The sequence below is a fragment of the Streptomyces sp. FIT100 genome (assembly GCF_024584805.1).
In the GTDB taxonomy this organism is placed as follows: domain Bacteria; phylum Actinomycetota; class Actinomycetes; order Streptomycetales; family Streptomycetaceae; genus Streptomyces.
Map to the genome: position 1 here is coordinate 397803 of NZ_CP075715.1, position 14317 is coordinate 412119.

Below are 14317 nucleotides of genomic sequence, written 5' to 3' on the forward strand. Positions count from 1 at the left end.
ACCGTTGTGAACATGTTGTTCAGTGACAGTGTCACCCACCACCGGGCACTCATGCGGACAGCGGCGACAGCGTGGATGCAGCCGCCGCCCGCCTTGCTGCCACGCCCATCCGTCAGCCGGCTGGACCGAGGATCAGCGCGATGCGCAGGCCGACCACCAGCGTGGTGGTGAGGGCCGTTGCGGTGAACGCCCCGGGGAACGACCCATCGATGCGCACCGCGCTGCACGGCAGGCCACTCGGGCCAGTACGAAGTCAGCACATCTCGCCCGCGAGAGGCAGCAGAGTGTGGGAATGGGAATCACACTGTTTGCCGACGGCCCGCACTGGCCGCCCGGTCACATCCGCGGCACCGAGACCGGGCAGGCGTACGACCGTCCGGGCACTCAGGAGTCGGTCAGCAAGCGGCGTGCCAGCGCACCCCAGTCGATGCGGTCGGCTTCCGAGCCGCGCGGGACACGAAGGTACGTCCGGCGCAGCCATGCGCGAAGCCCGGTGCGGTCGATCTCGAACAGCGCAGTGGCCCCGGGAGGTCCGATACGGAGGAAGAGGCTGTCGTCGCAGTCGTTCGCGAGGAGCGGCCAGACGCGCACCTCCCCTGACCCCGCGGTGTCCTTGGTTCCCGAGTCGAGGAGATCGCGGCCCAGATCCCAGGTGACCGACGAGTCGTGCATCGGCCGGAACTCGGTCCGCACGACGAACGGATCGTCCACGTCGTAGCAGAAGGTCGCTTCGACCGGTGTGCTCACCCCCGAACTCCTCAGGTGACGTGCCGAAGTCTCCCAGTACAGCTTCCCTTCCGCGGACTCTCCGGAAGCAGCACGGTGCTCCCTCTTCCCTGGCATGGAGAACAGCTCCTCGGATGACGGGTGGCTCGCACTGGTCTGGCTCGCACTGGTCTGGCTCGCACTGGTCTGGCTCGCACTGGTCGTGGTCGGGTGACCGCTCTCCGGCTCCTCACACGCTGCCGGGCGGTGAAGGATCTGTATCCGTCAGGTGCGTTCGACGTGCATCCGTCGACCCGAACGCGTCTGGCCGCGATCACCACCACCGCCGGAGGCACACCGCAGCCCCGACGCCGTCAGCCGAGGGCGATGAGGGCGACCGCGACGGCGGCGCAGGCCAGGCCGGTCGTCTGTACGCGTGTGGGTCGTTCGTGGAGGTGGACGACGGCGAGCATGACGGTGATCGCCGGGTACAGCGCGGCGAGGACGGTGGCGAGCGACACGAGCTGACCGAGGGTGGCGGCCAGGTACAGGAGGAGCGCCACGGCGCCGATCGAGCCCAGGCACAGGGCAGGGAGGGCCGGGTTCCGGGGGATCAGCAGCGTCGCCCCGGCGGCACGGGCCATCGGGACGATCGTGAGGGTCGCGGTGAGGCGGGCGACGATGATCGGCCACAGGCCCGCCGCGGGGTCGATCCGGGAGATCGCCAGGAACTGCACCGCGAAGCCGATCCCGGCGAGCAGTCCGAACCGTGCACCGCCGTGGGGCATGCCGGAGACTGTGGGCCGGCCGCCGTACGAGATCATCCACAGGGCCGGCAGGGCCAGCGCGATGCCCAGCCATGCCGACGCGGCCGGACGGTCCCCGAACACGGTCACGCTCACCAGCACCGGGAGGGCGACCGCGGCGAGGTCGCTGAGGGGCGCGACCACGCTCATCTGCCCCGCGGCGAAGCCCCGGTAGAGGTAGGCGACGCCCATTCCGGTCCCCACGCCCGACAGTGCGCCCCAGGCCATGGCCCCGGCAGTGACGTGCGAGGCCGCGAGGATCGGCGTGTCGAGGTGCAGGACGGAGGCCACCAGTGCCACGGGCAGCAGCAGGACCATGCCGCCGAGCTGGCCGGACACCGCGACACCGTGGCTGTCGGCCCGCCGGGAGAGCAGTCCGCTGAAGAAGTGCACCAGCCCGAAGAGGACCGCCGCGCTGAGCGCCAGCACCTCCGGCATCGGTCTCCTTCCGCGCCCGGCTCCTTTTCCCGTTCTTTCCCGTCTTTCCCGCCTTTTCCCGGGCTCCTGCGCCCGGCGGGGCGTCCGATGCGCTAGTACCACTCAGTGTCGTTACATATCAGGATGAGCCGGGCATCTGCCACATATGACCACGAACAATTCTGAACCCGATCCGCGTGTGAGCCCCGGACCGCCGCCTGACAGTCTGGTGCCGCCGGGCGAGACCCCGCCCGCCGAGGCGAGCGCCGCCTCGGGGACCGGCCCGTACCAGGCCCCCACCCGCGGCTGGTCGAAGGCGCCGATGGCCGCCATCATCGTGCTCGCCGTGCTGATCGCCGCGTTCTTCCTGGCGTACGCCGTCGTGCTGATGGTCTGATCAGTCCTTCGTGCCTCCCGCGGTCAGCCCGGCCACCAGGAAGCGCTGGGCCACCAGGAACACCACGAGCACCGGCGCGACCGCCAGCAGTGTCGCGAGGACGAGCTCGGGAGGGGACACCGCGGCGTCGGCGCCGACCACCGGGTTGAACGCCGGGGTCGAGGCGAGCATCTGGGTCAGCCCGACCTGCATCGGGTACTGGTCGCTGCCCGGCAGCATCACATACGGGAGGAAGAAGTTGTTCCAGTTCTGCACGAAGCTGAAGAAGCCGACCAGGGCCACCACGGGTGCGGCGAGCGGGAGCCCCACCGAGAAGAACGCACGGAACTCCCCGCAGCCGTCGATGCGTGCGGCGGCGAGCAGATCGGCGGGCACGGCGGTGGAGAAGTAGATGTACGTGAGGTACACACCGAACGGGAAGAACGAGTAGGGCAGCACCACCGAGAGCGGGGTGTTGACCAGATGCGCCTCATTGATCTCCAGGAACGTGGGCAGCACGAGCGCCGTCTGCGGCATGAGCATGACGACCAGCGTCGTGATCAGCAGGGCGCGGCGGCCCCTGAAGCGCATCTTCGCCAGTGCGTAGCCCGCCGGGACGCTGACCACCAGGGTGAGCGCGAGGGCGAGCACGGCGTAGACCACCGAGTTGATCAGCCAGGTCGTGACCGCCCCGTCCTGGAAGGCCATCAGGGCGTGCCAGTTCCGGGCCAGTTGGCCCCATGAGCCGAACGTGAGCGGGTGGGCGTCCTTCAGTTGGGCCGGCGACTTCGTGGCCGACAGCAGCAGCCAGATGATCGGTCCCAGGAAGAAGAGCGCGAACGCACCGAGGCAGAGGGCGACCAGGCCGCGCGCGGCCGGACGTCCTGCCGGCAGCGGCCGGGCGCCCGCGCGGCGGGAGGCGGCGCCGCGAGAGGCGGCAAGGGAGCTCATGGGACCTCACTCCGTCTCGAACAGTCGGCCGCGCCAGACGAACAACCCGGCGCAGAGCAGCGTCACGATCAGCAGGTCGATGGAGATGGCGGCGGAACCGTTGAAGTCGTTCTGGCTGAAGGCGTACTGGTAGGCCAGCTGGTTGAGCGAGTAGTCGTTGGGGACGACGCCGAAGCTCGCCTGGGAGATCAGCTCGGGTTCCACGAACAGTTGCGTGCCGGCAGCGAGCGAGAGGATCGCCATGTACGCCACCCACTTGCGGATCATGGGCAGTTGTACGCTCCAGGCCCGGCGGACGGGACCCGCGCCGTCGACGCGGGCCGCCTCCATCAGTTCGGCAGGGATGGAGTTCAACGCCCCGTACAGCACGAGGATCCAGCCGCCTGCCCCGGTCCAGAACGCGATGACGGCGAACAGGACGGGCAGGTGGTCCGGGGAGATGACGTCGGAGAAGTGCTCGTTCCCGGTCCAGTGGAGCAGCAGGGACACCGGGCTGACGGTCGGGTCCAGCATGAACAGCCAGAGCAGCACGCTCGACGCCCCCGCCAGGGCTCCGGGTACGTAGTAGGCGAAGCGGACGAACGTCCTGGTGGCGTTGAAGGTGACCCGGTGCACGAGAAGCGCGAGGACCACGACGAGCACGGTCAGCGACACCAGCCAGATGACCAGGTACAGCGCGACATGCCCGCACGCCGCGAGGAAGCGGTAGTCCCTCGCCGTTCTGGTGAAGTTGCTCACTCCCGCGAACCCGCCCGCGGGGTCGGTGAGGGCCAGAACGAAGGAGTACGCCACCGGGACCACGCCGAACAGGGCCAGCAGGACCACATAGCCGGAGACGAACAGATGCCCGGGCCGGAGCCACCGGAAGCGGGCCACCGGTCGGCTGCCCGGTGACGCCCCCGGGGCCGGCGTCGTCGCCGGCGCCTCTCGAACGGCAGCCGAGGTCATGGGGTCCTCACCCGGTAGCCGAGCACCTGGGCTTCCTGCTCGATCGCCTTCTGCCAGGCAGGCAGCAGCGACTCGACGCTCTCCCCGCGCACCATCCCGGCCTGGACCGACTTGGCCCACAGCGCCTCCTGGCTGAATTCGGCCGAACCCCAGCCCGGCCAGACCTGGCCCGCCGCCGCGACCAGGGGCGGGGCGATGTCCTGCGCGTAATAGCCGCCGGCCTGCTGCGCCGAGAGCCACTGGGTGGCTGCCGCGGAGTGGGCCGGATAGGTCGGCGCCGGTTTGCCGTCGAACGACGCGTGCGTGGTGACCCAGGTGGCGAACCGCACCGCCGCGGTGAGGTTCTTGCTGTGCGAGGAGATCCACCACGCGCCGCCGCCGACGCTTCCGGTGACCGGCGGATTCTGGTCGCGCCAGTGCAGTGGAGCTCCTACCGTGATCTGGCCTCCCGGGGTCCTGAGGGCGCCCTGGAACACCGAGCCGCCGTACCAGCTGGGGCCGGGCAGCATCAGCACCTTGCCGCCCTGCTCCTTCGCGAACTCCGGCCCGAACAGCGGCAGGGTCGACATCGTCCTGTTCGCGATCAGGCGGTCGATCAACTTCGCTGCACGCAGGCATGTGGGGTCCGAGGTGTTCACCGTGACCGATTTGGCGGCCGTGACCTGGTTCGCCGGACACTGCGAGCCCCACATGTAGATCTCCGGCGTCCAGGCGTCGCCGGCGGTCCCCACGATGTAGCCCGGGTGCTCGGCGGCGACCCTGTCGGCCAGCTGCTCGTACTGCTCCCAGGTGGTGGGTACCTCGTAACCCCACTTGTCCATGAGCGACTTGTTGTACCAGAGCACGTTCTGCGCCAGGTCGTTGCGCAGGCAGTAGGCGGTGCCGTCGACCGTGCACGGCGCGAGCGCCCCTGTGGCGAAGCCGTCGAGCGTGGACGACGGCACCAGGCCCTTGTTCAGCGGTGCCAGAGCACCCGTGCCGGACAGGGAGCCCCACGAGGCGGCGTTGTTGTCCGTGGTGAAGGCGACGTCCGGCCAGCCTGAGCCCGCGCGGTCGTACAGATGCGACTTGGTCTTGAAGGTGTTCGAGCCGTTCGCACCGCCGTCGTACGACACGATCTTGACCTTGACGTCGGGGTGGGCCTTCTCGAAGGCCTTGGCGGCGGGGAGCCGCGACGAGTCGACCCACACGGTGATCGCGCCGCCCGCGTCCTGCGGTGCGGTCCTGAACCCGTACTTGCTGTTCGCGTCCGCCAGCGACGGACTGCCGCCGCCGACCGACATCCCGCCGCTGCACGCCGCGAGGAGCGCGGAAACGACCGTCACGGCCACGCCCAGAGCCCCACCGCGCCGCATTCGCACGCGCTCACGCCTGCCCCTCATGCACGCCTCATCTCTGTCCGGATCGCTCCTTCGTGATGAAGGTGTGATATCATACAAGTGATATCACTTCAATGGGTTACGCTTCGGTACGTCGCCGCCGACAACGGCAGGACTCGAGGGCCCACCTCGCACACTGGAGGCCGGATGGATTCGCTACCGACTGCCGCGCCCGCCGTCTCGGCTCTGCACGGCGCGGGCCGGCGACTCGGCCCGGCGGTGGTCCAGCAGCTCGTCGACGACATCGTGAGCCGGGTGTACTCCTCCGACAGGCCGATGCCGACCGAGGCCGAGCTGTGCACCCGCTTCGGTGTCAGCCGCACGGTCGTCCGGGAGTCCCTGAAGCTCCTTCAGGACAAAGGGCTGGTCCGGATCGTGCAGGGAAAGGGCACCCGGATCACCCCCTCCGAGGAATGGGACCTGATCGACGACGTGGTCCTGTCGTCCCTGGTGCGCCACGACTCCTCGCTGGCCATCCTCGACCAGCTGATCCGTGTACGCGCGGCGCTGGAGCGGGAGATGGCCGGAGCGGCAGCGCTGGGCGGCCGGACGGGCGCGGGCGGGATCCGCGCGGCGTACGAGGAGATGAGCCGGACGGTCGCCTCCCCCGCGGAGTTCGCGGTGGCCGACGTGCGCTTCCACGACGCCGTGATGCAGGCTTCCGGCAACCGGCTCGGACACGCGATCGTGACCAGCATCCACGACAAGGCCCGCACGACCGGCCGCTACCACGGCTCCGCCACCCAGGCCACCCTCGACCGCACGCTCGACGAGCACCAGGCGATCCTCGAAGCGATCGAGAGCGGCGACACCGATGCCGCCCAACGGGCCATGTACGCCCACATCGTGGACGCCTGGCGGCGGCGCCGCCCGGCTCCGGAGGAGACCACGCACCCGTCGGCGGGGTGATGGACGCCTGGGCGAGGTCAGAGTACGTAGAGGAAGAGGCCAAGGGGAGTATCGCTGCCGCCCGTGGTGGTGACTTCGATGGCGACTGTGCCCGGCCCGTGTTGGGGGGCCAGGGCGACGATCTGCGTGTCGGACAGGACGCCGAAGGTGGCCGGGGCGCCGTCGAACGTCACACCCGTGGTCGTCGAGAGATTCACGCCCGTGATGGAGACGACGGTGCCGCCGGCAGGCAAGCCCGTCGGCGGGTCGAATCCTGTGGCGGTCGGCGGGTCCACGAAGCTGAACGACGCGTCGGCGATTCCGCCAGGGGTGGTGACGACCAGGGATACGGTGCCGGCCGCCGCGGCGGGCGTGAGGACCGTGAGACTACTGTCGTCCACCACCACAGGCATGGCGGCGGTTCCACCGAAGTCCACGGTCTCGGCGGTGCCGAGATTGCGCCCGGTGATGGTGATCGTGCTTGCCCCTGCCACCGGACCCGACGCGGGCGAGACGGCGACGACGACAGGCGGTGGGGTGTAGTGGAACGGCCAGTACCGCTCGTACCTCCCGGCGTGATGACGGTGGTCTCGACCACGCCCGCACCGGACGGGGAAACGACCTACACCGACGTCGCTGAATTGCCCGTGATGGTGGCCTGCTTGTCCCCGAAGAGAACCGCGGTGGCGCCACCGAGGTTGGTGCCCGTGACGGTCACCGCCGTGCCACCGCCGGTGGAACCCTGGTCCGGATCGATCGGCATGTCCGCTCCCAGCCTCGGCCGGTCGAGTACATCACTGCTGGGGCTTCAGGCGCGTTGTGCGAGACCCTCGGGACCGGCGGATCGCCTCAAGAGGCAGTGGTCACCACACCTGCATTGCAGGACGGGTTGAAGGGGAGATTCCCGGATTCCGGCCGGATCATGCAAAGGGCGGGAAGGCGCCGGCGCGCGGCTCAGCGGCTCACGTCCCGTCCCCCCGCGACCCGGTTCGAGGCGCGCGGGTGACCCTCCTGCACGAGCAGGCGCTTGCCCGCGCGGTCGGGGCGGACGTGCGGTCCTGCGGTCGTCGCTCCGTCCGGGGACAGCGCCAGCGCGGCGACGGCGTCCTCGTCGACCGCCAGGCCCAGGCCGGGGCTCTCGCCGAGGATGATGTTGCCGTCCTCGAAGTCCTGGTCGGCGTGCACCCCCACGGGAAAGGAAAGGTCCTGCACCTCCGTGGCGAGGTGGTTGGGGACGCTCGCGGCCGCGTGCGCAAGGGGGTTGGCGTTGTACGCGACCGGGCTCACCGGCAGGTCGAAGGCGTGCGCCAGGGTCGCCACGCGGAGGAAGTGCGTGATGCCCCAGACGCTGCCGGTCTGCACGACGTCGACGGCACCGGCCTGCACGAGCGGACGGACCTGTTCGAGTCCGGTGAGGTTCTCGCCGGTGGCGACGGCGGCCCGGACGGCGCGGGTGACCATGGCGTGCCCTTCCACGTCCCAGCGCCGCACCGGCTCCTCGACCCAGGCGAGGTCCAGCGACTCCTCGATCCCGGCCACGTACGCGATCGCCTCCTTGCGCGACCAGCACTCGTTGGCGTCGAGCATGAGCCGGGGGGCACGGCCGCCGTCGGCCTCCGCGTAGAGCCGGCGCAGCAGTTGGAGGCGGTGCAGGTCCCTCCCCCGGTCAAGGCCGCCCTTCAGCTTGACGGCCCGGAAACCCCGGTCGCGGAATCCGCCGTGCAGCGCGGTCAGGCCGTCGTCGTCCAGGGGGCCGTCGAGGCCGGAGGCGTATCCCGGCACCACGCGGTCGCGGGCGCCGAGCAGGCGCCACAGAGGCGACTCGGCCGCCTTCGCCTTGAGGTCCCACAGAGCCATGTCGAAAGCGCCGATCGCACCGAAGGTGCTGCCGGCGTGGCCGGCCTTGAACACCCGCGCGAGCATGCGGTCGTACAGCGCGCCGACCCCGCGGGGATCCTCGCCGTCGATGGCCGGGTACACGTCGTCCAGTCCACGGTGCGAGCCGAGGCCGATGCCCGTGAGGCCCGCGTCGGTTTCGAGCAGGACGAGCGGCACGGCGGTCACGCCCGACGGCGTGGATCCGTTGGCGTCACCGATCGGCCGGCCCCACCGGTGCACGGTGGTCAGCGTGCGATACCCCGTGATGCGCATGTCCCGCCCTTCGTCTCCGCGCCTACCGGAGATCCGTCCGCCGGTCCGCCCGCCCGTCCATCCACCCATTGCCCTTCGGGCACCGCCGTGCGCCAGGTGACGGCTGCTGGCTGCTGGCTGCTGGCTGCTGGCTGCTGGCTGCTGGCTGCTGGCTGCTGTCCGGTTGCCGGGGCCACGCCCTTCCCGTCAGCGGGAGCCGGGGGGGGTCGCCTGGCCCAGCAGCCAGGACATCGCCTTCTTCCCGACGACCACCGGTGTGGTCAGCGCTCCGAGACCGGCGATCGCGATGTGGACGACATCGCCTTCGGCGAGGGTGAAGGGCAGGTCGGGAACCAGGCTGGTACCGGTCGCGAGGACGACCCCCTGGGGGAACTCGTCCGCCCGGAAGAGGTATCCGAGCAGGTCCGTCGGCTCACGGCGCAGCTGCGCGGTACTGGCCCGGCCCTGCCAGGCGGCGCTGCCGTCCCGCTCGATGGTGAGCTCCATGTCCAGCGCACGCGGGTCGGCCACTTCCCAGGCCGGGGTGATGCCGGGGCCGAGCGCGCAGGCGCCCAGGTAGGTCTTGGCCTGCGGGAGGTACAGGGGGTTCTCGCCCTCGATGGTCCGGGAGCTGACGTCGTTGCAGATCGAGTAGCCGACGATCTCGCCGAACCGGTTGGCCACGACCGCGAGTTCGGGCTCCGGCACGTTGACGGCGGAGTCCTCGCGCACGCTGACCGGGGCTCCATGGCCCACCACTCGCCAGGACGCGGCCTTGAAGAACAGCTCCGGGCGTTCGGCGTCGTAGACCCGGGCGTAGATGTCGGCGTCGTGCTCGCTCTCGTCCGTGCGCGCCGCCCGCGACCGCTCGTAGGTCACACCGGCGGCCCAGACCTCGGTCAGGCCGCTGATCGGAGCCAGCAGGCGGCGGTCGTGCTCGGCGAACCCGGCCACCGGGTGCTCAGCCGCCGCCTCCTCGACGAGGCGGCGGAACTCGGCGAGCGGGCGCTCCAGCAACTCCCCCGATTCGACGGGGAGCGGATGGAACCCCCGCTCGGTGAGCACCCCACTGCGGGTGACGTTTCCGTCCTCGAATCGGGCTCGCACGATCTGCACCAGCTGCCTCCTTCTCCGCCACGAGGGCAGCAACATATGATGTCATATGATTGCACGTCAAGGGGCTTGTGCGGCTCACCCATGCTCGGCGGGGACCCACTCGCGAGCGCAGTCCGCACTCGGCGCCGGACCCGCGACGGACATCACCGCCTCGACGGCCCGACTGGACTCCCCCGAGGTCAGGTTGGATTCGATCGGCGCCGGTGACCCGCCCCGGTCCGCCGACCCCGTCTCATAGGACAAGACGACGATTGCCCGGCGTTGTGACGCACGCTACAGTCCGCAGTCATCATACGTCATATCACACAAGGAGCCGTGTGTGAGAATGCGACGATCCCTCCCCTATCGGGCACGTGCCGCGGCACTCGGACTGGCGAGCGCCCTCTCTCTGCTCGGAAGCCTGATCTCGTCGTCGGCCGCGGAGGCCGCCGACGAGCGCGGCGCCGACGACGCCAGAGCGCCCGTCACCATCGTGGTGTCCCCCGATGGCACCCCGCCCCATGGCGCCGACGTCGCACCCGCGCCGAAGGGCGACCACCGCGTGGGCACCCTGTCCGCCGCCCAGGACCTCGCCCGCCGCCTGGCCGGCCGGCACGACGTCGTGGTGATGCTCGGGGGCGGCACCTACGACCTGCGCTCGCCCCTCCGTTTCACCTCCGCCGACGGCGGCCGCAACGGCCACACCGTGACCTGGACCAGCGCTCCCGGGCAGCGTGCGGTCCTCTCCGGCGGATCAGCCGTGAGCGGCTGGTCGCGCCACGACGCCGCGAAGAACATCTGGGTCGCCCGCGTCCCCCGGGGCACCCAGTCGCGCCAGCTGTACGTCAACGGCAAGCTCGCCCCGCGCACCGGCCTGCGTCTCGCGGCCGACAAACACGACCGCGGCGACCTCGTCTTCACCGAACGCGGGATCACCCTCAAGGATCCGGCGCTGGGTTACCTCAGCGGTCTGCCCAACCAGTCCGACCTGGAGATCGAGAGCGTCGGCTCGTTCACCGACCGCTACTCCCCGGTCGAGGCGATCCGGGGCAACGAGATCCTCATGCAGCAACCGGCGTGGGACAACAACACGTTCGGCTACGACACGCTCACGGCGCCCTACGCCAGGGGCGCCTTGTACCTCAACAACTCCTACGCCTTCCTGAACTCCACCGGGCAGTGGTACCTGGACTCCTCACGCGGCCTGCTGTACTACCGCACGGCCGCCGGTGCCACGATGCTCGGCCTCGACGTCCGTCTCCCGCGCCTGGAGTCGCTCGTCCAGGTGGCCGGGACGTACGACCGTCCCGTCACGAACCTGTCCTTCCGGAACCTGCAGTTCTCGGACACCACTTGGCTCGACCCGAGCAGCCCGCAGGGATACGTCGACCAGCAGAGCGGCGCCCATGCCGTAGGGACGTACGCGCGTCCCGCGGACGCCCTGAGCTCCTGCCAGGACGGCTGCCCGCAGTTCGAGGCGACCCGCAACGAGTGGCACCAGATACCGGCGGCCGTCCAGGTCTCCGCGGCCCGCGACGTCTCCTTCACCGGCAACACCTTCACACGCCTTGGCGACGTCGGTCTCGGCCTCGGCATGGACCCCAACGCCCATGCCTCCGGCGTCGGTTACGGTGCCGCGGAGATCACGGTGCACCGCAACGGCTTCACCGAGAGCGCGGCGTCCGCGATCGTGGTCGGCGGCGTGCAGCCCGACGCGCACCACCCTCGCGACGGCCGCATGGTGAACCACGACATCAGCATCGTCGACAACACGGTCACCGGCGTCTCCCAGGACTACAAGGACAACGCCGCGATCCTGTCGACGTACACGACGCGGGCCACCATCGCGCACAACTCGATCTCCGACGTCCCCTACGACGGCATCGACATCGGCTGGGGCTGGGGCATCAACGACCCGGGCGGCAACGCCTACTACCGCGAGGCGGGGCTCTACGAGTACCAGCCGATCCACACCACGCCCACGACCTTCCGCGACAACGTCGTGAGTCACAACCTCATCCACGACACCAAGCAGGTGATGAACGACGGCGGCAGTGTGTACACGCTCTCGGCCAGCCCCGGCACCGTGATCGAGCGCAACTACATCCACGACAACAAGGCCACCCTGGGTGTGCTGATCGACCAGGGCACCCGGTACGTCGTGATGCGGGACAACGTCGTCGTCGGTGCCTCGCGCTGGGTCTACGTCAATTCGGACGCCGAGAACCCCGACACCTTCAACACGAAGGACAACCTGATCACGGGCAACTGGTGGGACGTCGGCCCGGCCCGCAATCCGGAAGGACCCGGGTACAACAACCGGCTCCTCGACAACGTGCAGGTGACCGACGGTGTCTGGCCGGCTGGGGCCAGGAGGGTGATGCAGGAGGCCGGCGCGCGCCGCTGAGCTCGCTCCCCCGAGAGCAACTCACTGATGGTCCAGACCTGTTGACCAATAGGTCTGGACCATTTAGCTTGGCGGGTACGCGTCACCCCCTCCTGGCATCTCCCCCACCGCCCGAAGGTGTGTGCCCATGAACTCTGCGATCCGCCGTACCGTGCGCCTGCTCGGCGCCGCACTCGCGCTGGCCCTCGCCGCCCCGCTGCCGGCCGCCACCGCCTCACCCGCGGCCGCGCCTGCGCCTGCGTCCGCCGCCTCAACGGCAGCCGCTGCTGCCACCTGTCCCACGAAGCCGAGACCCAGCGGCAAGGTCCTTCAGGGCTACTGGGAGAACTGGGACGGTTCCTCCAACGGCGTCCATCCGCCGTTCGGCTGGACCCCGATCACCGACTCCCGTATCGCCGCCCACGGTTACAACGTCATCAACGCCGCCTTCCCCGTCATCCTCCCCGACGGCACCGTGAAGTGGGAGGACGGCATGGACAACACGGTGAAGGTGGCGACTCCCGAGGAGATGTGCCAGGCCAAGGCGGCGGGCGCCACCATCCTGCTCTCCCTCGGCGGCGCCACCGCGGGCATCGACCTGAGCTCCACCGCGGTCGCCGACCGGGTCGTGGCCACGCTGGTGCCCATCCTCAAGCAGTACAACTTCGACGGCATCGACGTCGACATCGAGACCGGCCTGGTCGGCAGCGGCAGCATCACCCAGCCGTCGGTCTCCCAGGCGAACCTGATCCGCATCATCGACGGCGTCCTGGCCCAGATGCCCGCCGGCTTCGGTCTGACCATGGCCCCGGAGACGGCGTACGTCACCGGCGGCAGCATCACCTACGGCTCGATCTGGGGCGCGTACCTGCCGATCATCAAGAAGTACGCGGACAACGGCCGGCTGTGGTGGCTGAACATGCAGTACTACAACGGCAGCATGTACGGCTGCTCCGGCGACTCCTACCAGGCCGGCACCGTCCAGGGCTTCGTCGCCCAGACGGACTGCCTCAACCAGGGCCTGGTGGTCCAGGGCACCACGATCCGGGTCCCCTACGACAAGCAGGCCCCCGGCCTGCCGGCACAACCGGGCGCCGGCGGAGGCCATATGACGCCCGACCTCGTGTCCCAGGCGTGGCGGCACTACAACGGCGCCCTGAAAGGACTCATGACCTGGTCGATCAACTGGGACGGCTCCAAGAACTGGACGTTCGGCGACAACGTCAGGGCCCTCCAGGGCCGCTAGGTCGTATCCGAACCTCTGCAGCGACACCTGCGGTGACCGATCCGGCTGTGGCTCGACACGGAGCCGCAGCCGGATCGCGCGGCGGTCAGCCGGTCCGTACCGCCGTGATCGTGAAGCGTTCGACCTCGGCGACGTGCCCGCCGGTGGATGCGACGACCGTGAGCACCGGGTCGCGGGCGCCGGAGAAGGACACCGACACGTTCCAGGGCTGGTCGTTGCCGCCCGCCGGAGTGCAGCACGCGGATGTGCCCAGGGGCGCTTCGGACGACGGCTGGCGCACCTGAACGCGGATGCTCTCGTCCACTCCGGAGATCCGCCCGCCGGCCATCAGCGGGGAGCGCACGGGCGACCCGTACGCGGGCGTGGTCAGCGAGAGCGTCGTGTCGTCGGTGCCCACGACCTCCCAGGGGGCGTCCGGGCCGGTGCCGAACCGTACGAGGTGGATCACCGCCGCGGTGCCGCTCTCGGGCCCCGTCGGTGCGACGCCGATACGGGCGTGCCGACCGCTGACCGTGCGGGAGGAGACCCGGTCGATCTCCGTGAAGCCCAGGTAGCCGCGTGTGAAGGACAGCGCGGTCTGGCCCGCGTCACGGTGCCAGGGCTGGTGGCCGCTCGACCGGTAGGCGCGCTCCCACGCCTGGGCCTGGGCGAGGGTGGTGAAAGGCCACACCGGCTGGAGGCTCCAGGAGCCCAGCGGTGGCGTGCCCTGAGGGGCGGGCGACGTCGGGGCGCTCGTGGCCGGCGGGGCGCTCGTCGGCGGCTCCGGGGATCGGGTGGGCGTCTTCGACTGCGACTCCGACGGCGGCGGCGCGGGCGCTTCCTGTCCGGTTGACCGCGATCCGGATGCGCTCGGGGACCCGCCGGAACCGCTGCAGGCGGTGAGCATCAGACAGGCCGCAGTCGCTGCGGCGAAGAGCCGGAATGGATGCCATTTGTTCATCTGTGCCCCAGGAGAGGTCGAACCGACCGCCGATCGGCCTGTTTGGCCAT

14 protein-coding genes are annotated in these 14317 nt (G+C 70.0%); 4 read left to right on the forward strand and 10 right to left on the reverse strand.

Going from position 1 to position 14317, the window contains the following annotated elements; all coding sequences use genetic code 11:
* Positions 1-384: 384 nt before the first annotated feature.
* A complete protein-coding gene (locus KK483_RS01575) occupies positions 385-747 on the reverse strand; it encodes an SsgA family sporulation/cell division regulator (protein ID WP_262003052.1) in 363 nt (120 codons plus the stop codon).
* Between the two features lie 332 nt (positions 748-1079).
* Positions 1080-1949, reverse strand: coding sequence for an EamA family transporter (locus tag KK483_RS01580; RefSeq protein WP_262003054.1), 870 nt, complete (start codon positions 1947-1949; stop codon positions 1080-1082).
* Between the two features lie 145 nt (positions 1950-2094).
* On the opposite strand from KK483_RS01580, the gene KK483_RS01585 reads away from it, so the two are divergent.
* Positions 2095-2325: a DUF6480 family protein gene (locus KK483_RS01585; protein ID WP_262003056.1), complete on the forward strand. Its 231-nt coding sequence runs from the start codon at positions 2095-2097 to the stop codon at positions 2323-2325.
* Here KK483_RS01585 and KK483_RS01590 read toward each other — a convergent pair whose 3' ends face one another.
* The 3 genes from KK483_RS01590 to KK483_RS01600 all read right to left on the reverse strand — a co-directional run bounded on the left by KK483_RS01590 (position 2326) and on the right by KK483_RS01600 (position 5528).
* The gene (locus KK483_RS01590; protein WP_262003058.1) at positions 2326-3255 is read right to left on the reverse strand and encodes a carbohydrate ABC transporter permease; all 930 of its coding nucleotides are present in this window, start codon (positions 3253-3255) and stop codon (positions 2326-2328) included.
* Between the two features lie 6 nt (positions 3256-3261).
* The gene (locus KK483_RS01595; protein WP_262003061.1) at positions 3262-4131 is read right to left on the reverse strand and encodes a carbohydrate ABC transporter permease; all 870 of its coding nucleotides are present in this window, start codon (positions 4129-4131) and stop codon (positions 3262-3264) included.
* Between the two features lie 68 nt (positions 4132-4199).
* Complete coding sequence (locus tag KK483_RS01600) at positions 4200-5528, reverse strand: ABC transporter substrate-binding protein (protein ID WP_262003063.1); 1329 nt, start codon at positions 5526-5528, stop codon at positions 4200-4202.
* A gap of 201 nt (positions 5529-5729) precedes the next feature.
* On the opposite strand from KK483_RS01600, the gene KK483_RS01605 reads away from it, so the two are divergent.
* Positions 5730-6491, forward strand: coding sequence for a FadR/GntR family transcriptional regulator (locus KK483_RS01605; RefSeq protein WP_262003065.1), 762 nt, complete (start codon positions 5730-5732; stop codon positions 6489-6491).
* A 17-nt stretch (positions 6492-6508) separates the two neighbouring features.
* On the opposite strand, the gene KK483_RS01610 is transcribed toward KK483_RS01605, so the two are convergent.
* The 4 genes from KK483_RS01610 to KK483_RS01625 form a co-directional block, all read right to left on the reverse strand.
* Positions 6509-6964: an IPT/TIG domain-containing protein gene (locus KK483_RS01610; RefSeq protein WP_262003067.1), complete on the reverse strand. Its 456-nt coding sequence runs from the start codon at positions 6962-6964 to the stop codon at positions 6509-6511.
* Positions 6965-7092: 128 nt separating this feature from the next.
* On the reverse strand, positions 7093-7233 hold the full coding sequence (locus KK483_RS01615; RefSeq protein WP_262003069.1) for an IPT/TIG domain-containing protein: 141 nt from the start codon (positions 7231-7233) through the stop codon (positions 7093-7095).
* Positions 7234-7424: 191 nt separating this feature from the next.
* Positions 7425-8621 (reverse strand): mandelate racemase/muconate lactonizing enzyme family protein, encoded by a 1197-nt coding sequence (locus tag KK483_RS01620; protein WP_262003070.1) that lies wholly within the window; start codon positions 8619-8621, stop codon positions 7425-7427.
* 186 nt (positions 8622-8807) lie between these two features.
* Positions 8808-9716 (reverse strand): fumarylacetoacetate hydrolase family protein, encoded by a 909-nt coding sequence (locus KK483_RS01625; protein WP_262003072.1) that lies wholly within the window; start codon positions 9714-9716, stop codon positions 8808-8810.
* A gap of 325 nt (positions 9717-10041) precedes the next feature.
* On the opposite strand from KK483_RS01625, the gene KK483_RS01630 reads away from it, so the two are divergent.
* Positions 10042-12102 carry a right-handed parallel beta-helix repeat-containing protein gene (locus tag KK483_RS01630; protein ID WP_262003074.1) on the forward strand — a complete coding sequence of 687 codons (2061 nt, stop codon included), beginning with the start codon at positions 10042-10044 and terminating at the stop codon, positions 12100-12102.
* Between the two features lie 127 nt (positions 12103-12229).
* Positions 12230-13327: a chitinase gene (locus KK483_RS01635; protein WP_262003076.1), complete on the forward strand. Its 1098-nt coding sequence runs from the start codon at positions 12230-12232 to the stop codon at positions 13325-13327.
* 85 nt (positions 13328-13412) lie between these two features.
* Here KK483_RS01635 and KK483_RS01640 read toward each other — a convergent pair whose 3' ends face one another.
* Positions 13413-13997 (reverse strand): hypothetical protein, encoded by a 585-nt coding sequence (locus tag KK483_RS01640; RefSeq protein WP_262003078.1) that lies wholly within the window; start codon positions 13995-13997, stop codon positions 13413-13415.
* Positions 13998-14317: the final 320 nt, after the last annotated feature.